General features: G+C 67.0%; 17 protein-coding genes. 9 read left to right on the forward strand and 8 right to left on the reverse strand.

Annotated elements, in window-relative coordinates; genetic code table 11:
* Positions 1-12: 12 nt before the first annotated feature.
* Complete coding sequence (locus tag JZ792_RS01775; protein ID WP_216905977.1) at positions 13-771, reverse strand: TVP38/TMEM64 family protein; 759 nt, start codon at positions 769-771, stop codon at positions 13-15.
* Between the two features lie 347 nt (positions 772-1,118).
* Here JZ792_RS01775 and JZ792_RS01780 point away from each other — a divergent pair, with 347 nt between their 5' ends.
* Entirely contained in the window at positions 1,119-1,340 is a 222-nt protein-coding gene (locus JZ792_RS01780; protein ID WP_216905979.1) for a hypothetical protein, read from the forward strand.
* Between the two features lie 74 nt (positions 1,341-1,414).
* Here the strand turns inward: JZ792_RS01780 and katG are convergent, their stop codons facing one another.
* The 4 genes from katG to JZ792_RS01800 all read right to left on the reverse strand — a co-directional run bounded on the left by katG (position 1,415) and on the right by JZ792_RS01800 (position 6,527).
* Positions 1,415-3,634 (reverse strand): catalase/peroxidase HPI, encoded by a 2,220-nt coding sequence (gene katG, locus JZ792_RS01785; protein ID WP_216905981.1) that lies wholly within the window; start codon positions 3,632-3,634, stop codon positions 1,415-1,417.
* 36 nt (positions 3,635-3,670) lie between these two features.
* Complete coding sequence (locus JZ792_RS01790; RefSeq protein ID WP_216905983.1) at positions 3,671-4,114, reverse strand: Fur family transcriptional regulator; 444 nt, start codon at positions 4,112-4,114, stop codon at positions 3,671-3,673.
* Positions 4,115-4,196: 82 nt separating this feature from the next.
* Positions 4,197-5,531, reverse strand: a complete 1,335-nt coding sequence (locus JZ792_RS01795) for a DUF1254 domain-containing protein (RefSeq protein ID WP_216905985.1) — start codon at positions 5,529-5,531, stop codon at positions 4,197-4,199.
* 141 nt (positions 5,532-5,672) lie between these two features.
* Positions 5,673-6,527, reverse strand: coding sequence for a GNAT family N-acetyltransferase (locus JZ792_RS01800; RefSeq protein ID WP_216905986.1), 855 nt, complete (start codon positions 6,525-6,527; stop codon positions 5,673-5,675).
* 171 nt (positions 6,528-6,698) lie between these two features.
* Here JZ792_RS01800 and JZ792_RS01805 point away from each other — a divergent pair, with 171 nt between their 5' ends.
* Positions 6,699-7,610, forward strand: coding sequence for a TIGR03564 family F420-dependent LLM class oxidoreductase (locus tag JZ792_RS01805; protein WP_216905987.1), 912 nt, complete (start codon positions 6,699-6,701; stop codon positions 7,608-7,610).
* Between the two features lie 220 nt (positions 7,611-7,830).
* Complete coding sequence (locus JZ792_RS01810; protein WP_216905988.1) at positions 7,831-11,253, forward strand: serine/threonine-protein kinase; 3,423 nt, start codon at positions 7,831-7,833, stop codon at positions 11,251-11,253.
* Between the two features lie 71 nt (positions 11,254-11,324).
* On the opposite strand, the gene JZ792_RS01815 is transcribed toward JZ792_RS01810, so the two are convergent.
* Complete coding sequence (locus JZ792_RS01815; RefSeq protein WP_216905989.1) at positions 11,325-11,894, reverse strand: pyridoxamine 5'-phosphate oxidase family protein; 570 nt, start codon at positions 11,892-11,894, stop codon at positions 11,325-11,327.
* 144 nt (positions 11,895-12,038) lie between these two features.
* Here JZ792_RS01815 and JZ792_RS01820 point away from each other — a divergent pair, with 144 nt between their 5' ends.
* Positions 12,039-12,596 (forward strand): maltokinase N-terminal cap-like domain-containing protein, encoded by a 558-nt coding sequence (locus tag JZ792_RS01820; RefSeq protein ID WP_216905990.1) that lies wholly within the window; start codon positions 12,039-12,041, stop codon positions 12,594-12,596.
* Positions 12,597-12,638: 42 nt separating this feature from the next.
* Here JZ792_RS01820 and JZ792_RS01825 read toward each other — a convergent pair whose 3' ends face one another.
* Together JZ792_RS01825 and JZ792_RS01830 are read right to left on the reverse strand one after the other, a co-directional pair.
* A complete protein-coding gene (locus tag JZ792_RS01825) occupies positions 12,639-13,670 on the reverse strand; it encodes an alpha/beta hydrolase (RefSeq protein ID WP_308165104.1) in 1,032 nt (343 codons plus the stop codon).
* Between the two features lie 160 nt (positions 13,671-13,830).
* Positions 13,831-14,943 (reverse strand): MFS transporter, encoded by a 1,113-nt coding sequence (locus JZ792_RS01830; RefSeq protein ID WP_308165105.1) that lies wholly within the window; start codon positions 14,941-14,943, stop codon positions 13,831-13,833.
* 83 nt (positions 14,944-15,026) lie between these two features.
* Here JZ792_RS01830 and JZ792_RS01835 point away from each other — a divergent pair, with 83 nt between their 5' ends.
* The 5 genes from JZ792_RS01835 to JZ792_RS01860 all read left to right on the forward strand — a co-directional run bounded on the left by JZ792_RS01835 (position 15,027) and on the right by JZ792_RS01860 (position 21,685).
* Positions 15,027-16,154: an NDMA-dependent alcohol dehydrogenase gene (locus JZ792_RS01835; protein WP_216906003.1), complete on the forward strand. Its 1,128-nt coding sequence runs from the start codon at positions 15,027-15,029 to the stop codon at positions 16,152-16,154.
* 192 nt (positions 16,155-16,346) lie between these two features.
* Positions 16,347-18,083 carry a thiamine pyrophosphate-dependent enzyme gene (locus tag JZ792_RS01840; RefSeq protein WP_216906006.1) on the forward strand — a complete coding sequence of 579 codons (1,737 nt, stop codon included), beginning with the start codon at positions 16,347-16,349 and terminating at the stop codon, positions 18,081-18,083.
* Between the two features lie 609 nt (positions 18,084-18,692).
* Entirely contained in the window at positions 18,693-19,319 is a 627-nt protein-coding gene (locus tag JZ792_RS01850) for a TetR/AcrR family transcriptional regulator (protein ID WP_216906008.1), read from the forward strand.
* 34 nt (positions 19,320-19,353) lie between these two features.
* On the forward strand, positions 19,354-20,259 hold the full coding sequence (locus tag JZ792_RS01855; RefSeq protein WP_216906010.1) for an NADP-dependent oxidoreductase: 906 nt from the start codon (positions 19,354-19,356) through the stop codon (positions 20,257-20,259).
* A 133-nt stretch (positions 20,260-20,392) separates the two neighbouring features.
* Positions 20,393-21,685, forward strand: a complete 1,293-nt coding sequence (locus JZ792_RS01860; protein ID WP_216906012.1) for an amidohydrolase family protein — start codon at positions 20,393-20,395, stop codon at positions 21,683-21,685.
* Positions 21,686-21,687 lie beyond the last annotated feature (2 nt).

Below are 21,687 nucleotides of genomic sequence, written 5' to 3' on the forward strand. Positions count from 1 at the left end.
GGTTCCCCTCGGCTACTCGGTTCCCTCGCTGCACACCAGCGGTCGGGACGTCTCGTCCGGCGTCGACTCGATGTCGGGTTCCCGGTGTCCCTCGCGGCGGCGCCAGTGCTTGATCCCACGGTGTGCGGCGAAGGTGCCGATGATCGCGGTGGCGCACCACACGGCGATCGCGGTGTAGGCCAGCGGTACGGACAGGTCGCCGATCGACGCGCCGAGCGCGGTGTAGACGAAGGCGCGCGGCGCCGACCCGATGAACGAGCCCACCGCCATCTGCCACAACGGAATCCCGAACGCGCCGAACACGTAGGAGGCCATCGCGTCCGGGATGCCGGGGACGAAACGCTGCCCGACGACGGCCCACAGACCGTGACGCTCGACCTGTGCGTCGATGCGATCGGAACGCGCGGCGCCCAGTAGCGCGCGGGCACTGTCGCGGCCCGCGCGCTGCCCGAGGAAACTGGAGATCGTCGCCGTGCCCACGGTCGCGCCCAGTGTCACGAATGTGCCGACCAGTGGACCGAACAGCAGGCCGCTCCCGGCGGCCAGGATGGGGCCCGGAATCAGGATCGCGCCGAGGACGGCGGATACCGGTACGTAGACGAACGGCGCCGCGGGCCCCGTCGCCGCGACCATGGACCGCACGCCATCGATATCGATCACCCGGGCGACGGCGACGAGATAGAACATTCCGAGCAGGAAGATCACGCACGCCGCGAGCCGCGCGATATGCCGCCACCTGCCGCCCGGGGCGGAATCTTCCTCGTCGTTCATGGTGAACCCATCCTGCCGCACCCCGCCCGGACTCTCGAATCGATCCCGATTCGGGGCAGTTGCCCGATTCGCGGGTGGTGGTCGGAGGGGCATCGGGCGACACAGTGCAAAAAATGTGTTAATCAGTCGGTCACATAAATGGTGATGAGCCGTGGTCGATGTATTGTGTTGACCAGAATGTGCATTAACATAGGAGGAGCGTTCGGTGGCGCCGAGCGACGGGCCGCCAGGGTCGGGAGTGTCGCGTCGAACGTGGTGGGAGCAACACCGGCGCACCCGCGCGATGTGCTCACGGCGGTGGGTAGCCGCCGCGGAAATGTGTCTCGGGTCCGAGGAGAAGGCATGCCATGACCGCTGAAGGATGGTTCCCGTCCGAAGGGGACGTGCACCTGCGGATCTGGCTGGCCGACATGGTGTTCGACTACGTGGTTTCGGTGGCAGCGGCACACAACATCATCCAGGACTGGACCCGAAAGCATTGGTACACCATCGAATTGATCCGCGACACGATCGAGGACCGTCGCCTGCTGCCGCGCCTGCCGTGCGAACGGCTCTTCCACGGATCCTGAAGTCGGACGCCGCGCCCCGGCGCGAACGATCCGGGCCCGCCCCACGGGGGACGGGCCCGGAATCGTCACACCGATCAGGCGAGGTCGAACCGATCGTTGTCGACCACCTTGACCCAGGCCGCGACGAAATCGTTCACGAATTTCGCCGCACCGTCACGCTGGGCGTACACCTCGGCCACCGCGCGCAGTACCGAATGCGATCCGAAGACCAGGTCGTTGGCCGTGGCCGTCCACTTGACCTTGTCGGAGGAGCCGTCGAAGCCCTCGTACACGTTCTCGGCGGATTCCGACGCCTTCCAGCGCGTGCTCTGATCGAGCAGATTCACGAAGAAGTCGTTGCTCAACACGCCGGGCCGGTCGGTGAACACACCGTGCGTGGTGCCACCGTAGTTGGCCCCGAGGGCGCGCAGACCACCGATCAACACGGTCAACTCGGGGGCGGTCAGATCGAGCATGTACGCCCGATCCAGCAGCAAACGCTCGAGCGGAGCCTTCTCGCCCGCCCGCACGTAGTTGCGGAACCCGTCGGCACGCGGTTCGAGCACGGCGAACGACTCCACATCGGTGTCGGCCTGGGTGGCATCGGTGCGTCCGGGTGAGAACGGCACCGTCACGTCGTGTCCGGCGTCCTTCGCCGCCTTCTCGACCGCGGCGGACCCGGCGAGAACGATCACGTCGGCGAGTGAGACCTTCTTGCCCCCGGACGCCGAATCGTTGAATTCCGTCCGGATTCGCTCGAGCACGGACAGGACCTCGGCCAGCCGATCCGGCTCGTTGATCTCCCAGTTGCGCTGCGGCTCCAGGCGAATCCGTGCGCCGTTGGCTCCGCCGCGCTTGTCGGTGCTGCGGAAACTCGCCGCCGACGCCCACGCGGTCTTCACCAACTGGGTCACCGAGAGGCCGGAGTCGAGGATCTTGTTCTTCAGCGCCGCGATATCGCGCTCGTCGATCAGCGCGTGGTCCACGGCGGGGACGGGATCCTGCCACAGCTGCGGTTCGGGAATCCACGGTCCGAGGTAGCGGCTGACGGGCCCGAGATCACGGTGCAGCAGTTTGTACCATGCCTTGGCGAAAGCCTCGGACAGCTCCTCGGGATGGTCCAGCCAGCGGCGGGTGATCTCGCGGTAGATCGGGTCCTCGCGCAACGCGAGATCGGTGGTCAGCATCGTCGGCGTCCGCGCGGGACCGTCGAACGGATCCGGAATGGTGCCCGCGCCCGCGCCGTCCTTCGGCTTCCACTGCGCCGCGCCCGCGGGACTCTCGGTCAGCTCCCATTCGTAGCCGTAGAGGTTCTGCAGGAAGCCGTTGCCCCACTTGGTCGGCGTCGCGGTCCAGACCACCTCGAGTCCGCTGGTGATGGCGTCCTTGCCCTTACCGGTGCCGAACGCGCTCTTCCAGCCGAGGCCCTGCTGTTCGATCGGGGCGGCCTCCGGTTCCGCGCCGACCAGGTCGGCATCGCCGGCGCCGTGGGTCTTGCCGAAGCTGTGACCGCCGACGATCAGTGCCGCGGTCTCCTCGTCGTTCATCGCCATGCGGCCGAACGTCTCGCGGATATCGCGTGCCGCCGCCACCGGATCCGGCCTGCCGTTGGGCCCTTCGGGATTGACGTAGATCAGACCCATCTGGACGGCGCCGAGCGGCCCCGACAGTTCCCGGTCGCCGCTGTAGCGTTCGTCGCCGAGCCAGGTGTCCTCCGGACCCCAGAAGACTTCTTCCGGCTCCCAGATATCGGCACGGCCGAAGCCGAATCCGAAGGTCTGGAACCCCATCGATTCCAGTGCCACATTGCCCGCGAACACCAGCAGGTCGGCCCAGGAGATCGCGTTGCCGTGCTTCTGCTTGACCGGCCACAGCAGTCGGCGGGCCTTGTCGAGATTGGCGTTGTCGGGCCAGCTGTTCAGCGGCGCGAAACGCTGGGCGCCCTGTCCGCCGCCGCCACGGCCGTCGGCGATGCGGTAGGTGCCTGCCGCGTGCCAGCTCATCCTGATGAAGAGACCGCCGTAGTGGCCGTAGTCGGCGGGCCACCAGTCCTGCGAATCGGTGAGAACCGCCATCACATCGGCTTTGAGCTCGTCGACGTCGAGTTTCGCGAATTCGGTCGGGTAGTCGAAATCCGCGCCGAGCGGGTTGGCCTTGGACGAGTGGCCGTGCAGCACCGAGACATCGATCTGCTCCGGCCACCAGTCGCTGTTGGTGTGCGGGCGCTGGTCGGTTTTCAACGTCGGGGACGGGATCGCCGGGTTCTCGCTCTCGCTCGCGTCGCGAGTCTCGGTCGGGCGGCTATCTGATGCCACAGCATTCCTTCCGTGAGGGGGTGATCGGGGCTGCGATCACCGGGTTGATCGAGAAATCTGTGATGGCGCACAGTCCGGACACAGACCCCAGTAGACGACCTCGGCCTCATCGATCGCGAAGCCGTGATCATCGGAAGCGGTCAGACACGGCGCCGCGCCGAGGGCGCAGTCGACATCGGCGATCACCCCGCACGTTCGGCAGACGACGTGGTGGTGATTGTCGCCGACCCGCGACTCGTAGCGGGCCACCGAGCCCGACGGCTGGATCCGCCGGACCAGTCCGGCGGCGGAGAGGGTGCTGAGCGAGTCGTAGACCGTCTGGTGCGACACCTCGGGCAGTTCGGACCGAACGGCACGGATGATCGAATCCGTGTCCGCGTGCGGGTGGTCGTGCACCGCGCTCAGTACCGCGACCCGCGGACGGGTCACGCGTAGCGAAACTCCTCGCAGCAACTGCTGGAACTCCGAGCCGGTCGGCACGTCCCGAAGTCTCGTCCGCTTTCTGGAACCAGTCAAGCATTCGGATCGAAATCGGAGGTCGACGTGGGACCGCGGTGTGCGGTCAGCTCCTGGTGATCGCCGGGACCACATAGGTTCCATCGAGCACCGACGGGCCGGGTTCGTACATGCGCAGTACCGGCCGGAAATCGCCCGCGGGCGCGGGAAGCCAGTTCGCGAACGCGACGGGATCGGTCGGGGCGGTGTGGCTGATGGTGATCGTGATCGCGCCGCTGTCCTCCCGGACCGTTCCCGGGGTCCGGTCACCGACCGAGTAGCGGTCGATCGCGTTGGCCACCAGAAAGAAATCCGGCATGGAGTACATGGTCAGCGACCAGAACGCGCCGACCGGCGGCGTCGGATCCAGACGCAGTGTGTAGGTGTTCGCGCCGTTGAGCCGTCGCCCCTGGTCGTCGACGTAGGTCAGGAGATAGGCGGCCTCGTAGGCGTGATTGCCCCAGAGTCCGCCTTTGGCCGCGCCCGCCCTTTCGAGGATCCGGACCTTCGGGTCCGCGATCTTGAATCGTGGGTCGTCGAGGGTGCCGACCTCGAAGAAATCGAGGTTGTAGTCGAACGCGTGGAAGGTCAGCTTCCAGCCGTTCGACTCCAGGCTCGCACCGTGCAGCAGAACCGAATCCAGTTCCTTCTTCCCGGCGGCGATACCCGTGTACAGGGCGGACGCGGTCTCGGCGTCGGGTGACACGTAGGGGGACGCGCCGACGTCGCCGAGACCGATCGACGCGAACGAGTCCTGCAACTCGCGGTCGCGCGGTGCCGGCGGGAACGCCTGCGACCACACCCGGAGCTTCTCGAAGAACAGCAGGTTCGTACCGACCGCCGGGTCCGGGGAAGGCAGTCCCGACGGCTGTGCCGCGCTGTCGAGTGGCGTCAGCGTCGTGGCGTCCTGTAAAGCGTGCACCGCGGGAAGGTCGTCGGCGCCGGAACATGCCCACCGGCCGACGATCGAGGCGATCCTGGTCGGAAACCGGATGACGGTGCTCTCGGCCGGAACCGCCCCGTCCCAATCCGGTGGCACGAGAAGGAAATCGCCCGCCCCGGTCCCCGTGGCACGGTGACCGACATAGGCGAAATTGTCGGTCCACGCGTCGACGAATTGCAGGACGTAATAGCGGCCCGCGGTGTCGGGAACATGCAGGGCTACCGGCCCGACCGACAGATCGAGTTGGGCCATCGAATACACGGTGTCGTTGTTGATGGTCACGAACGTGTCGGCCGGTCCGGCCAACGTCCTGGCATGGGAGAACGTGTTGAACGGTGCTGCGGGATTCGATCCGATTCCCTCGTGCACCGCGCGATGGACCTGCTCCAGATCGAAGACGAGCGGAAATCCGTACAGGTAGGCGTGCGCGGCGACATCGGGTGATACCTGGCTCGTCATCGGTGATCCGTCCTCGGGTCTCGACAGGGCAGGTGCGCGCGACGGCGTGGGTCGGTGCGCACGCTGACCAGCGTCCGACGATCGCGGTCACCGGGCATCACCTGGTCGGGGTGATACGACCTCGAGACGTCCCGGTCGAGGTCAGTCGGGTACGGGGCGGACGAGGATCGCGCGGGCGTAGAGCAGTTGGAAACCGGTTCTCTGCGCGTTGTGCTGCGAGGTGGAGCCGGGCTGTGTGGTGACGACCGCGAGATCGCAACCCGCCTCGCTCGCCAAGGCCAGGCGTGCGGAGAGGAGCGCGCCCTGCACGCCGCGTCGGCGGAATCGGGGCAGGGTCGCCGCGCCGCAGAGTTGCGCGATACCGTCGCTCAGACGCAGTCCGGCGCCACCGGCGGGCGCGCCGTCGATCCTCGCGAGCGAGGCGAGGAAACCGCTGGTCGCGGCCATATCGCGTTCGGCGGCCTCGATGGCCTCGCGCGGAAATTCCTCGTGGGAGGCGACACCCTTGGTATCGGGGGTCGCGAAGCCGTCGACCACCACCGTCATCCAGGTATCGAGATCCGCGGGCGGGACCGCCTCGATATCGATACCGGCCGCGGCGTGGGCGGTCCGCCCGGGGACCAGACGAAGACCGAGGACGTTCTCGAACCCCGACAGCACATACCCGCGCCGGGTCAGTTGTGTCACGACAGCCGGATCGGCCACCGTCGAGACCTCGAACTGCACCGGCGAACGTCGCTCGGCGAATGCCTGTTCCACCGCGACGAGATCGCGCTCGTCGAGGCCGCCGTCCATGCCGACACCGACCACCTTGTCCAACGGCGAACCCGGTCCCGCCCATACCGCGCTACCGCCACCGATCGGTAGCGTGACGACCCGCTCGCGCGGTTCGCGCGCAGCCGTGGCCCGCGCCCCCTCTTCGATGAGAGTTCGTTCGGCCGCCTCGATCCGCGACACAAGTTCGGTCCCGGCGAACAAACCCGTTTGTGATGACATAACGCCGATTACTACCACCAGGATCGCCGCGTGCCCACCGAATTTCGAGGCACGGCACCGTCGCGGCCGCGCGACACCGCGGCATTCCGTCGCGTGCGCACGGCGACGTAGGCTCGACAGTCGGCGAGATCGTGTCGCCACGTCCACTGCCCCGATACGAGGAGGTTCGCAGTGCGGATCGGAATCATGCTCGACGCACCTTCCGGGCCCGACGGCCTGGTCCGCTTGACCGAGCAACTGCGACGCGGCGCCGAGGAGGGTTTCGATTCCGCGTGGCTGTCGCACATCTTCGGCATCGACGCGCTCACCGCGCTCGCCGTCGCGGGCAGTCAGGTGCCCGATATCGAAATCGGCACCGCCGTGGTGCCCACCTATCCGCGTCATCCCGGAGCGCTGGCCCAACAGGCGCGGACCACGGCGCTCGCGGTCGGCCCGAACCGGTTGAATCTGGGGATCGGTCTGTCCCACAAGGTCGTCATCGAGAACATGTTCGGCTACGACTTCGACCGGCCCGCCCGGCACATGAAGGACTACCTGTCGATCCTGGTCCCGCTGCTGGAGAATCGCCCGGTGTCGTACACGGGCGAGACCTACACGGCGAACCTGCAACTGTCGGTCGCCAACGAGGGCCGGGTACCGGTACTGCTCGCGGCGCTCGGTACCGCGATGCTGCGGCTGGCGGGACGTCGGACCGACGGCACCGTCCTGTGGATGACCGGCCCGGCCACCATCCGCGAGCACATCGCGCCGACCATCACCGCCGCGGCGGCGGAGGCCGAGCGCCCCGCGCCCCGCGTCGTCTGCGCGCTGCCGGTCCTGGTCACCGACGACGCCGACACCGCGCGCGCGACGGCCGCCGAGAATTTCGCCGCCTACGGCTCGCTGCCCTCGTACCGGGCGATGATGGACCGCGAAGGCGTATCCGGCCCCGGTGACCTGGCGATCGTCGGCTCGGAGAAAGAGGTGACGGCCCGTATCGAGGCGATTTTCGAGGCCGGTGCCACCGAGTTCGTCGGCGCGGTGTTCGCCGGTGGTGACGAGGGCGCGCAGACCCGTGCCCTGCTGACGTCACTGGCGAAATAGGCTCGCGACGGACTCTCTCCGACGACTGTCGTCGGAGAGAGTCCGCCGTGTCCGGACAGGTTTGCTGGGAGCGCGGATCCGGACCGAACTTCGGCTCCGATCAGCCGGTATGGCGGTGCTCGCCGCGTATGCTGGCGATATGCTGCTAGGTGGGTCGGTCGCCCGTCCCGGATATCGTGCTTCCGGAGCGGGGCTACGGGTCGGGAGTTAGGGTCCGCCGATGGTCGATGACGGCCAGTTACGCACCGAAGGTGATTTCGCCGCAAGGATAGCCACCGATCTGAAGGCGGCGGGTTTCGATGACGCCGCCGAGATCGGGCGCGGCGGGTTCGGCGTGGTGTTCCGCTGCGAGCAGCCCGCGCTGGACCGGACCGTCGCCGTCAAGGTGTTGACGGCGGATCTGGAGGCCGAGCATCTGGAACGTTTCCTGCGTGAACAGCGCGCGATGGGGAAACTGTCCGGGCACCCGAATATCGTCAGCATCCTGTTCAGCGGTGTCCTGACGGCGGGTAGGCCCTATATCGTGATGCCCTTCCATCCGCGGAAGTCGTTGCAGGACAGCATCGAACGCGACGGACCGTTGCCGTGGGGCGAAGCGGTGCGGATCGGTGTGAAGGTGGCGGGCGCGCTCGAGGCCGCGCACCGCGCCGGAGTACTGCACCGTGACGTGAAACCGGGCAATATCCTGACCACCGAATACGGTGAGCCGGAACTGACCGATTTCGGAATCGCCCATGTCTCAGGCAGTTTCGTGACCAGTACCGGCGTGATCACCGGTTCGCCCGCCTTCACCGCGCCGGAAGTGCTCAAGGGACACGGGCCGACCGCGCTCTCCGATGTCTACAGTCTGGGCGCCACCCTGTTCTGCCTGATGACCGGGCACGCGGCGTTCGAGCGGCGGGTGGGGGAGAAGGTCGTCACGCAATTCCTGCGCATCACCTCCGAACCGATCCCCGACCTGCGCGAACACGACATCCCCGACGAGGCGTGCCGCGCGATCGAGCGCGCCATGTCCGAGGAACCCGCCGATCGATTCCCGTCCGCCGCCGCTCTTGGCACCCATCTGGCCGAGATCCAACAGGTCTACGGTCTCGCGGTGGATCAGATGGCACTTCCCTCACGATCGCGAGCGGTCGACGAGATATCCGAACCGCCGCGCACCGTGGCATCGATCGTGGAAACCCGGCAGGCTTCGGTGCCGAGCACTCCTCGTCCGCGCCCGACGGTGGTGACGAAGTTCCGTCCGCCGACGCCGAGCCGTCCACTGGTGTCGCGCGACAGGCTGTTCGGCATGCTCGACGACGGACATCGACGCAGGCTGATCGTGATCCACGCGCCCGCGGGGTTCGGCAAGAGCACGCTGACCGCGCAGTGGCGCGCCAGACTGGTCGAGCAGGGAGTCGCGGTCGCCTGGTTGAGTATCGACCGCGACGACAACAACGCCGCGTGGCTGCTCGCCCATCTGGTCGAGGCCTTGCGGCAGGCGTTGCCCGCGCTCGCCGACGAACTGGCTCGTCTGATGGAGATGCACGGCGAGGACGCGGAACCCTATGTGCTGACCACGCTGATCAACGAAGTCCATTCCGAGGGCAGGCAGGTCGCGTTCGTCATCGACGACTGGCACCGGGTGGTCGATCCGGCCGCGGTCGCGGTGCTCGGCTACCTGCTCGAACACGGCTGCCACCACCTACAGTTCATCGTGACCAGCCGCAACCGTGCCGGATTGCCGATGAGCAAGATGCGCGTCCACGACGAATTGGTCGAGATCGGCGCCGACACCTTGCGTTTCACGCTCGCCGAGGCGCGGTTGTTCTTCGAGGGCGCGGGCGGGCTCGCACTGGATTCCACCGATATCACCCACCTGACCGAATCGACCGAAGGGTGGGTCGCGGCAATGCAATTGGCGTCGCTGTCGCTGCGCGACTGTGACGATCCGGGCGAGCTGATCGGCAGTATCTCCGGCAGTAGCAACACCATCGGTGATTTCCTGGCCGAGAACGTGCTCGACGGCCTGGAACCGCGGCTACGGACCTTCGTGCTGCGTACTTCGGTGACCCGGCGGCTGTCGCCCGGCCTGGCCGCGGAACTGTCCGAAACACCGGACGGGCCGGCGTTGCTCGCCGAGGTGGAGGCGCGCGACCTGTTCCTGAGCCGGGTGGATTCGGACCCGGGGTGGTTGCGCTACCACCACATGTTCGCCGACTTCCTGCGTCAGCGCCTGGCCCGCGAACACCCCGAATGGGTCGCCGACCTGCACCGCACCGCCTCCCGATGGTTCGCCGAGCACCAGTACCTGCGCGAGGCGGTCGATCACGCGCTGGCCGCGGGAGACGAGGCCCGCGCGGTCGAACTGGTCGAAGACGACGGGACCCGGCTGATGGAACAGGGGCGTTTCGCGATAGTGCCCGGGCTCATCGCGAAACTTCCGCCCGCCGCCGTCCGCGCGAGTCCGCGATTGCAGTTGACCACCGCATGGGCCGGTCTGCTGCTGCGAAATCCGGTGGGGGTCAATACCGCGCTGGCACAGGTGCGAGCGCTGCTCGCGCAGGGCGTCGACGATGCGGATGCGGTGGAAGTCGAGGCCGCGGTGCTCGACGCCGCCGTCCGCGTCGCGGGTGATCGCGTCGACGGTGTGAGCGAACGCCTGTCGGAATGTCTGGCGCGCCCGGAGTTGTTCGATCCGTGGGTGGTCAACACCGCGGCCGATATGGCGACATTCGTCGCCATCTACCGTTTCGACTATCCCGAAGCGCACCGGTTGCAGCAGTGGGCCGAGGCCTATCACCGCCGCAACCGCGGCCCGTTCAGCGCCATGTACGGGCACTGCTTCGACGGGATCGCCGCGAACAAAGACCTCGATATCCGCATGGCCCAGAACAGTTTTCGCAAGGCCATCCAGGTGGCGAGGAATTCCGGAGGCACGCAGTCGCACAGCGCGCGAACAGCGGGCGCGTTGCTGGGTGAGTTGCTGTTCGACGTCGGCGAGATCGACGCGGCGGAGCAATTGCTCGACGAGGGGTACGCGGTACTCGGCACCGAGGGCGCCATGGTCGACGCGATCGCGGCCAGCTACGGAACCGGGGCGCGCATCAAGGCGCTGCGCGGGGATCTCGACACGGCCCGACGATATCTGGAAGAGGGCAGACGGATCGCCGACGAGCAATCGCTGCCACGCCTGCGGGCCCGCGTCGACAACGACGGTCTACTGGCGGGGCTCGCGGACACCGAACCCGTACCCGACCCGATGCCGCCGACCGAAACCGACGGCATCGCGCTGATCACCGCGGAATTCCGCGAGGATTCCGCGATCCGACGACTACTCGCTCGACACTCGGCCACGGCCTCCGCGCTGGCGTGCGAACGGGCACGCCGCCTCGTGGACAGGATCGCGCGAATGACGCGCCCCCGCGCACTGCTGCGCGCTCGACTGCTCTTGATCGCGTGCCTGGCCGCCGCGGGGGAACGAGACGAGGCCGAGCGGATCCTGCGTCCACTGGTGCGCCAGTGCGCCGAACTGGGCCTCGTCGGAATCCTGAGGTTCGCCGATCCGAAGATCGGAGATGTTCTGCGGGACATGACAGCCGACGGAACAGGTACGTGGCCGAGCGATTTCGTCCGACGGGTGCTCGCTCCGCTGTCATGACCCGAGAGTCACAAGCCTCGGTCGCTCTTGCGCCGACACCACGTGATCTCGCGGCCCTTCGACGGCGACGATCACCGCAGTGGAAGGGGATGTTCGGGGTCGAGGGCGGGCAGACCGTCGATGCTGTGGCCGTTGTCGCCGGCGATCCGTCCGGCGAACTTCTCCTCGGGCACCGCGGCGAGATGAGCATCCAGGACGGGGCGCTCACCCACGAGGTCGTAGTAGGGGACCGCGTATCCGCACGAGTCCGCGATCCGATCCAGCGTGACGACGATCGCCATCCGAACGCCGGGGTGCTCCGTCCCGAAATGGGTTCGGAGGGTGTCGAACTCCGCGTCGTCGGGGCGGACGACGCGGCCCGTGCCGAACAGACGCAGGATTCGGGAGTTGCGGGTGAACGAACAGAACATGATGGTGATCCGGCCGTTGTCGCGCAGGTGCGCGATGGTTTCCACGCCGCTGCCGAACAGATCGAGGTAGGCGACGGTGTGATCGTCGAGGACGGCGAAGGTATCGCGGTATCCCTTGGGAGACAGATTCACCCGGCCCCCCTCGGAGGGGGCGGTCGCTACGAAGAACATCGCCTGCTTCGCGATGAACTCACGTAGCGAATCATCGATGGACGAAAACACTTTGGCCACGGGTTCCCCTTCCCACACCGTTTCGACACAGCGGTCGCCTTCGAGCCTAGCCTCGGTGCTCCCGTCCCGGACACCACCCGGACGTCACGGGACCACCTGTGGTCGGGTGCCGACGGCCTATGTGGATGTGGAACGCTTCGGCACATGGCGATCGTCCACAAGACCACCCTTGTCCCGTCGAAGCTGGAATTGCTGACCATCTGGCTGCCGCGGCAGCCGTGGTACCCGGGCGGGGACCGTCCGCGGCTCGCCCGTGCGGGCGGATTCCGACTCGACGACCCGGACGGCGAAGTGGGAATCGAAGTGATGGTCGTGACCGACGAGGCCGGTGCGGAGCCGGTCGGTTACGTCGTGCCGATGACCTACCGGGCCGCCGCCATGCCTGGGTGCGCGGACGCGCTCGTCGGAACCACCGAGCACGGGGTGCTCGGCACGCGGTTCGTCTACGACGCGCCCGCGGACCCGGTTTTCCGGACCCAGTTGCGGGCACTGGTCCACGGCGGCGTCCGAGCTCAGGCCCAGCACGCCAGCGACACCCCCGATCTCACCGTGCTCGTCGGCCCGGTGCCGGAGGTGACCGACGTCGACGTGGTGCGGGTGCCGATTTCGTCGAACGGGGCGCCCGCACCCGGCGAGGTATCGATCGCGTGGGAGTTGCCGAACGGGAGTCGAACACGCGGCGTCATCGCCCGTGCCCGCTGACCCGGCGTTCGATTCGGACCACGCGACCTACGCGGTGATACTTCAGTTCTCCCGGCTGCCGACCGACCGGGCCAGGAACGGCCAGGAACGTCGCAGGTCGTCCTCCCAGTAACCCCAGGAATGGGTGCCGACCGGCCTGTCGTCCACCGTCACGGGAATGTTCAGTTCATCGAGCCGGTTGGCCAGGTTCAGTGTGCAGTAGCGGATGGCCGCCTCGATCGGTCCGCCGAACGCGATCTGGACCGGCAGCGGAATCCGGCCGTCCTGGACCCGGGGATCGGTGGGAGTGTCGTGCGGAGCGGCGGGGATCCCGCTGCCCGTGCTCAGGTAGATCTCGGTGCCGCGCAACCGTTCCGCGTTGACCAGCGGATCGTTCGCGCGCCACAGCGGCCCGTTGCGCGGGCCCCACATGTTCTCGACACTCTGCCCACCGCCCCAGTTCTCCACCGTGATGCGGACGAACTCCTGGCCGACGGGATCCGAGGTCTGCGCGCAGCCGCTGTAGGAGGTGACACTGCGCCAGAATCCGGGTTTGGCGATCGCCAGATTCAGCACCGAGGTGCCGCTCATCGAGACTCCGACCAGCGCCCGGTCGTTGTTCGCGCCGAGGAATTCCTCGATGGCGGGCGGCAATTCCTCGTTGATGAATGTCTGCCATTTGTTGTAGCCGAGGACGGCGTCCTCGCGCACCCAGTCGGTGTAATAGGAATTGCTGCCGCCGTAGGGGGTGACGACATTGAGGTCCTTGCCGCGCAGGAAACCCACCGCGTCGGTCTGCGCGTCCCAGCCGCTCTGATTCGGGCCGCCCCCGGATCCGTTGAGCAGGTACATCGTCGGCCGCGGTCTCGACCTATCCGCGGCCCGGATGACCTGCACCATGATCGGCCGGTTCATGGCAGGCGAGAAGACCATGACGTTCTGCTGCCTGTCGTTCACATTCTCCGCGGAGACCACATGGGCCGCCCCCGGCTGCGCGTGAGCGATACCGGGGGCGCAGACCAGGCCCGCGGCGGCGAGTGCTCCCGCCAGCACCCAGTGCAACGTTGCCGTCCGTGCCGATCGTCGTGTGCTCACTGTCGAGGATCCTCTCGGGTAGTCCGAATTCGCTCCGTGATGCCTCGGTGGAACCGGCATCCCTCGGGATTCGCACTGCCTCCGCCCCCGGTTTGGTCATCCGCTCAACGGATTCGGGCACGGTCGTCCCGAGCGCCGAGGTGTTCGGGATGGGCTCCGCCTACATCCTGGATTCGAGTTCGCCTCTGTCTCCGGATATCTCGGGAGGTGGCAGTGGCGTCGGTGTATCGCCCCGTCGTCGACCCGGCGTCCATACGGCGGTGACGGCAGCGGTGATCAGCGCGACCACCCCGAGCGCGATCGCCGCCTGCTGCGACCCGTGCGCGAACGCGGCTTTGGCCTGGTCGGCGATCGGATCCGCTGAAGGGCCGATGGCGTCGGTCACCCGAAGTGCGGCGGCCAGGGAATCCGAGACGGTTCCGCGGATCTCTTCGGGAAGCATCGGGGTGAGCGCGGCGATGCGGTCGCTGTATCCGGCCGCGAGCACACTGCCGACGATCGCGATGCCGACGGCGGCGCCCACTTCGCGCGTCGCGTCGTTCACGGCGGCCGCGACGCCGTGTTTGTGCACCGGAATACCGGCGACGATGGCGGCGGTGGCAGGTGTGGCCGACAGGGCGAGTCCGAGTCCGATCACCATCAGCGGCCAGAACAGATCGATATAGGTGCTGTCGACGGTGAGCATCCCGAGTCCGAACATGCCGATCGCGGTGACCGCGAGACCGGCGCAGGTGACGAGCCGCAGGCCGACGCGTTCGGCCAGCCACGGTGCGACGGGCAGCGGGTGCTCCACGCGTAATTCGACGGCGACGAAGACCGCGCAGGCGCCGATGCCCGCACCCGTCAGGCCGAGTACGCGCGGATCGAGCCAGCCGTGTTCGGGTACTTCGGTCGCCGCGACGACGATCAGTCCGACCGCGGTGGCGGCGAACAGGGTGCCCAACAGATCGATGGCGGGCCTGGACTCGTCCGCCGATTCCGCCACCGTGCACCCCGCGGCGGCCAGTACCGCGCCCGCGACGACCATCACCTTGCGACGGCCGTAGCGATCGCCGAGCGCGCCGCCCGGCAGTACCAGGCACGCGAGAGCCAGGGCGTAGCCGTCCACGATGCAGGTGAGCTGTGCCTGCGTGGCCCCGGTGTCGGCCGCGATCGGCGGCAGCGCGCTGTACAGCGCGACCATCGCCGCGGTGACCAGCGCGACGGCCAGGCACGACAGTGCGAGCGACCATAGCTGCGCGGGCGCGAGGCGTCCGGTCTTCCGACCCGTCACTGTCTTCGGAAAGCTCTCAGACACTATACAGATAGATATACCGTAACTGTTATCGTAAGCATACTCAGCACTGGAGGTGGTCGATGAGGACCAAGGGCGCGTTGATCTGGGATTTCCATCAGCCGTGGTCGATCGAGGACATCGAGATCGGTGATCCACGTCGCGGTGAGGTGAAGATCCGGATGGAAGCGGCGGGGCTGTGCCATTCCGATCACCACCTGGCCACCGGCGATATTCCGATGGCGTCGTTCCCGATCCTCGGGGGACACGAGGGCGCGGGCGTCGTCATCGAGATCGGGGACGGGGTCGACGATATCGCGGTGGGTGATCACGTCGCGTTGTCGTTCATTCCGTCCTGTGGCCGGTGTCCGTCGTGTCGTGCGGGACGGACGAATCTGTGTGATCTCGGCGCCGGGCTGCTCGCGGGCGCCTCGGTGTCGGACGGGTCGTTCCGGGTCACGGCGCGTGGCCGGGATGTCTATCCGATGTCGTTGCTCGGCACCTTCGCACCGTATCTGGTGGTGCACCGCAGTTCGGTGGTCAAGATCGATCCGGAGATACCGTTCGAGGTGGCGTGTCTGCTCAGCTGCGGTGTCACGACCGGATTCGGATCGGCGACGCGGTCGGCCGACGTGCGTCCGGGCGAGGACGTGGCGATCATCGGAATCGGCGGCGTCGGGGTGGCGGCGTTGCAGGGCGCGGTGCTGGCGGGAGCCCGGTACATCTTCGCCATCGACCCCGTCGAGTGGAAACGTGAGCAAGCGCGGCATTTCGGCGCCACCCACGTCTATCCTGATATCGATGCCGCGTTCGCGCAGGTGCCGGAGCTGACGGCGGGCGCGATGGCCCAGAAGGTCATCGTGACGGTCGGCCGGGTGGAGGGACGCGATATCGACCTGTACCTGGCGTTGACGGCGAAGGCGGGCACCTGTGTCGTCACCGCGATGGGAGGGATACTCGACACCGAGGTCACGCTGAATCTGTCGATGCTGACCCTGTTCCAGAAGAATTTGCAGGGCACCATTTTCGGTGCGGGCAATCCACAGCACGACATCCCGAATCTGCTGGCGCTGTATCGGGCGGGCAAATTGAATCTCGACGACATGGTCACCCGCCGGTACCGCCTGGAAGAGGTCAACGACGGCTATCGGGACATGCTGGAAGGGCGCAATATCCGCGGCGTCATCCGGTTCACCGACGCCGACCGCTGACACCGGCGGGAGTACAACGGCCTGGTCACCCCCTGTGTGTCCGCCGACCGGACCCGGTGAACAACTCGTAGTGTGCCGATCGGCACGCTCGTCTTCGACGCTCGCGCGCACCGCTCGAACCCGCATGTTCAGCACCGTCGCATCGGCTCGTCCGATGCTCGCGGGAACCGGATGTCGAAGGAGTGGAATTCGATGAGTCGTACGGTGGCCGACGAACTGCTCGAGGTACTCGTTCAGGCGGGGGTGCGCCGGGTGTACGGCTTGGTCGGGGACAGTCTCAACGCGTTCAGTGACGCGGTGCGCCGGGACGGCAGGGTCGAGTGGGTGCACGTCCATCACGAGGAGGCAGCGGCGTTCGCCGCCTCGGCCGAGGCCCAGCTGACCGGTCGCCTCGCGGTCTGCGCAGGCAGTTGCGGACCCGGCAACACCCACCTGATCCAGGGGGTGATGGACGCGCATCGTTCCGGCGCGCCGGTGCTGGCTCTGGCCTCCCACATTCCCAGTCGTCAGATCGGCACCGGCTACTTCCAGGAGACCAAACCCGAGGCGCTGTTCGCACAGACCAGTCACTACTGCGAGACCGTCGCGCACCCCGAGCAGGTCGTGCGTCTGTCCCGCAGCGCGATCCAGAGCGCGATCGGCAGACGCGGAGCCGCGGTGCTGGTCCTGCCGGGCGATATCCTCGCCGAGTCCGCCGCCGCCGACCCGGTCGACAGCGCCACGGTCCGCACCGCGGCCAAGCCGTGTCCGGAGGCGGCCGCCGTCGACGAGTTGGCCGACCGGATCGGGGCGGCCGACCGTATCGCGATCTTCGGCGGAATCGGTTGTGCCGCCGCCCGCGACAGTGTGCTGCGTGTGGCCGAGCGGGTGTGCGCACCGGTCGGACACACGTTGCGCGGCAAGGACATCCTCCAGTACGACAACCCCTACGACGTCGGCATGACCGGCCTGCTCGGCTACGGCGCCTGTTACGAGGCGCTGCACGCCGCCGACCTGGTACTCCTGCTCGGCACGGATTTCCCGTACGACGACTTTCTCCCGACGCGCAACAACATCCAGATCGACCTCGACCCCGCCCGACTCGGCCGCCGCGCGCCCATCGTCCAGGGAATCGTCGCCGATGTCGGCGCCACGCTGGAGGCGCTGCTGCCCCGTGTCCCGCAGCGCGACGACCGTGCCTTCCTGGACGAGATGCTGCACGCCCACCACCGGAAACTGCGGCACAGCGTCGACACCTACAGCACCCACATCGCCACCCACAAACCCATCCACCCCGAACATCTCGCCGCCCTCGTCGACGAATTCGCCGCCGCCGACGCGATATTCACCGTCGACACCGGTATGTGCTGCACCTGGGCGGCCCGCTACATCACTCCGACCGACCGCCGCCGACTGCTCGGCTCGTTCGTGCACGGTTCCATGGCCAACGCGTTGCCGATGGCGATCGGGGCGCAGTTCGCCCATCCCGATCGCCAGGTCGTCTCGCTCTCGGGCGACGGGGGCCTGGCGATGCTGCTCGGCGAACTGCTCACGGTCAAAACCCACGGGCTGCCGGTCAAGATCGTCGTCTTCGACAACTCCAGTCTCGGCATGGTGCGCCTGGAGATGATGGTCGCGGGCGATCCGCCGTTCGAAACCGACCACGACCAGGTCGACTACGCCGCGATCGCCGCGGCCGCGGGTTTCTACACCCGCCGCGTCACCGAACCCGGCGACCTGCGCGAGGCCGTGCGCGCGGTGCTCGAACACGACGGTCCCGCGCTGCTGGACGTGGTCACCACCCCGGACGCGCTGGAAGTCCCGTCGCACCTCACCGCCGCCGAGGCGCGCGGATTCGCCATGGCCATGGGCAAGATCGTGCTGTCGGGCGGCGTCGGCGACATCGTCGACCTCGCCCGACTCAACCTGCGCAATATCCCCGGTGTGTGATCCGGCTCACGAATACCGACGAACCGTCGTCGAGGAACAGGCGAGCCGCCACACCATGACCGAAACCGCCGGACTGGTCCTCGGCCGACCGCACCCGCGCGCCGAGCCACTTCTCCACATCCGCCCGGACCGTCGAGGGGACCGAACTCCATCGGAGGCGTGTCACCGGCGGTTCATCCATGCCCGCGATAATCCGCTGCGGCACAGATGTTTTCCACCGAATTCGGTACCGGGCGTCGGTTCGGAACAGTGCATCGATCGACGGACCGCGATCCGCCCGCGGTCGCCAGGGACGGCTCGCTCGAATAATCGGTCAGGTCACCGAGATTCGAGCGTGTTCGCCGACGCCGGGATCAGCGCAGCGACCGGAAGCCCGCGCGCACTTCTTCGGAGAAGAGCCGGGGCTGTTCCCACGCCGCGAAATGACCACCCTGGGTGAGTTCGTTGAAGTACACGAGCCCGGGATAAGCACGTCCGGCCCAGGATCGCGGTGCGGCTCGTCGGGAAAGACGCTGACGGCGACCGGTATATCGCCTGATCTGCGATGCTATGCGGTCGTATAGCATACTATTTCGGCGGCAGTTCATGACGGGCGATCGGGAGGTGGGTATGACGGTGACACCTCGCCGTTTCGGTGCGGAGACATCGAAGACGCGGGAGATCCTGCTCGACTGTGTCGAGCGGTTGATGCTCGACGAAGGATATGCCGCGGTCACGTTTCGCGCGGTGGCGGCGAAGGCCGACGTGACGCCGAGTCTGGTGCAGTACTACTTCCGCACCCTGGACGGAATCTTCCTCGCGGCGATCCGCCGCTACTCGGAGCGCAATATCGCGCATCTGACGCGGGTGCTCCAGGTGTCGGCCGACCAATTGCCGCGAGTGCTCTGGAATTACAGCCGGGACGAGGCGACCAGCGCGCTGACCACCGAGTTCATGGCCCTTGGCAATCACAGGAAATCGGTGCGCGCGGAGATCGCCGCAGTGACCGAGCGGGTGCGCACACTCCAATTGGAGGCGCTCACCACGAATCATCGAGGTTTCGGTCCGCTCGGCGGTGATCTCGCTCCCGGCGCGCTGTTGCTCCTGCTCACCGGAATGCCGAAATTTCTCAACCTGGAACAGGGGATAGGGGTCACGACCGCGCATCAGGAACTGGTGGACGCGTTCGAGCGATACTTGAAGCCCGCTGGATCCGCCGCGCCGGATGGTCGGCCCACCTCGCGGCGGCGGACATGATGCGGCCCGGGCGCGGATCGGCGACCGGCGACCGGTGAAGGCGATCGGTCAGCGCGGGCTCGGCGGTCCGGACGTTCTCGAAACCATCGAAGTCCCGACCCCGGAACCCGGCCGGGGCGAGGTGCTGGTGCGAATGGGCGCGACGTCGGTGAACACCGTCGACTGCAAATTACGGTCGGGGCGTGTGACTTTCCTCGGTCCGCCGCCCTTCACCGTCGGGTTCGACCTCTCCGGCACGGTGGTGAAAGTTGGACTCGGCGTGACCGAATTCGCCACGGGGGAAGCTGTTTTCGGCATGGTGCACAGTCGCACCGGCACCTACAGCGAGTACGTCGTGGCGCGGGCCGACAGTCTCGGTCTGCGCCCGCCCGGCTTGGACGATATTCGTGCCGCGGCCCTCCCGACGGCCGCGTCGACCGCGTGGCAGGGGTTGGCAGCCGCGAACCTTCGAGCGGGCGAGCGCGTCCTCGTCCATGCCGCCGCGGGTGGCGTCGGCCACTTCGCCGTCCAGTTCGCCCGACAACGCGGCGCGTACGTCATCGGCACGGCGCGAGCGGTCAATCACGAATTCCTCCGCGGGCTCGGCGTCGACGAGGTGATCGACTACACCGCTACCGATTTCACGACGGCGCTCGATGGCCTCGACGTCGTGTTCGATCTCGTCGGGGGCGCGTACGGGCAGCGTTCGCTTCAAGTGCTGCGTACGGACGGCCGCTACATCACGGCCCAGGAATCCGATGCCGTCGCCGATCCGCGCTGTCGCAAGATCACCGCGCGCCCACGACCCGCGGAACTGGTGGGGATCGGGGAACTCGCCGCCGCCGGAGACCTGCGCATCCATCTCGACCGCGTGTTGCCGTTGAACGACGTCGCGCTCGCGCACACGCTCAGCGAGTCGGGGCATTCGCGGGGAAAAGTGGTGCTGACCCCCTGGGAATGACCACGGCGCCGGGCTGTGTCGTTCCGGCGGAATCTTCTCGGACCGGTCCCGCGAATTCGCCATAATCCCTTCCTGCGCTGCGATAACCTGTACGCGCGTATAGCACCTCGTGGTGACAATGGAAGGAACCACTGTGGACAAAGACGACATGATTCTGATCAGTGTCGATGACCACATCATCGAGCCGCCCGACATGTTCCTGAATCACCTGCCGAAGCGGTATATCGACGACGCTCCCCGGTTGGTGCACAATCCCGACGGGTCGGATACCTGGCGGTTCCGCGATACGGTAATTCCGAATGTCGCTCTGAACGCGGTCGCCGGACGGCCGAAGGAGGAGTACGGCCTCGAGCCGCAGGGACTCGACGAGATCCGTCCCGGCTGCTTCGATCCCGACGAGCGGGTCAAGGATATGAACGCCGGTGGCGTACTGGCCACCATGAACTTCCCGTCCTTCCCTGGTTTCGCGGCGAGGTTGTTCGCCACCGACGACTCGGATTTCTCGCTGGCGCTGGTGCGCGCCTACAACGATTGGCATATCGACGACTGGTGCGGTTCGCATCCGGGCCGGTTCATTCCGATGGCGTTGCCGGTGATCTGGGACGCCGAACTGTGCGCGGCGGAGGTGCGGCGTGTGTCGGAGAAGGGTGTGCATTCGCTGACCTTCACCGAAAACCCTGCCGCGCTCGGCTATCCGTCGTTCCACGATGACTACTGGGCGCCGCTGTGGCGGGCGCTGGTCGAGACCGACACGGTGATGAGCGTCCATATCGGATCGTCGGGGCGACTGTCGATACCCGCGCCCGATTCACCGATGGATGTGATGATCACATTGCAGCCGATGAATATCGTGCAGGCCGCGGCGGACCTGCTGTGGTCCAAACCGATCAAGGACTACCCGGACCTGAAGATCGCGCTCTCGGAGGGTGGCACGGGCTGGATTCCGTATTTCCTCGACCGTGTGGATCGCACATTCGAGATGCATTCCACCTGGACACATCAGGATTTCGGGGGTAAGCGTCCGTCGGAGGTGTTCCGCGAGCACTTCCTGACCTGTTTCATCTCCGATCCGATCGGGGTCAAGAATCGCCACGAGATCGGCGTGGACAATATGTGCTGGGAGATGGACTATCCGCACAGCGATTCGATGTGGCCTGGCGCTCCGGAAGAACTCGAGCGCGTGTTCGCCACCTACGACGTGCCCGACGACGAGATCGACAAGATCACCCATCAGAACGCGATGCGCTGGTATTCCTTCGATCCGTTCCAGCACATCCCCCGGGAACAGGCCACCGTCGGGGCGTTGCGCAAGGCGGCGGAAGGCCACGACGTATCCATTCGGGCACTCAGTCACCGCGAGAAGTCCGGCACCACTTTCGCCGATTTCGCCGCCAACGCCAAGGCCGTCTCGGGGGTGCGGGACTGACG

Source organism: Nocardia noduli, assembly GCF_019038455.1.
Classification (GTDB): Bacteria; Actinomycetota; Actinomycetes; order Mycobacteriales; family Mycobacteriaceae; genus Nocardia; species Nocardia noduli.

Coding starts and splice junctions, on each gene's coding strand:
- JZ792_RS01795 (WP_216905985.1), bottom strand. CDS start 5,531: ATGACGAGCCAGGTATCACCCGATGTCGCCGCGCACGCCTACCTGTAC.
- JZ792_RS01780 (WP_216905979.1), top strand. CDS start 1,119: ATGACCGCTGAAGGATGGTTCCCGTCCGAAGGGGACGTGCACCTGCGG.
- JZ792_RS01775 (WP_216905977.1), bottom strand. CDS start 771: ATGAACGACGAGGAAGATTCCGCCCCGGGCGGCAGGTGGCGGCATATC.
- JZ792_RS01800 (WP_216905986.1), bottom strand. CDS start 6,527: ATGTCATCACAAACGGGTTTGTTCGCCGGGACCGAACTTGTGTCGCGG.
- JZ792_RS01850 (WP_216906008.1), top strand. CDS start 18,693: ATGACGGTGACACCTCGCCGTTTCGGTGCGGAGACATCGAAGACGCGG.
- JZ792_RS01835 (WP_216906003.1), top strand. CDS start 15,027: ATGAGGACCAAGGGCGCGTTGATCTGGGATTTCCATCAGCCGTGGTCG.
- JZ792_RS01820 (WP_216905990.1), top strand. CDS start 12,039: ATGGCGATCGTCCACAAGACCACCCTTGTCCCGTCGAAGCTGGAATTG.
- JZ792_RS01810 (WP_216905988.1), top strand. CDS start 7,831: ATGGTCGATGACGGCCAGTTACGCACCGAAGGTGATTTCGCCGCAAGG.
- JZ792_RS01840 (WP_216906006.1), top strand. CDS start 16,347: ATGAGTCGTACGGTGGCCGACGAACTGCTCGAGGTACTCGTTCAGGCG.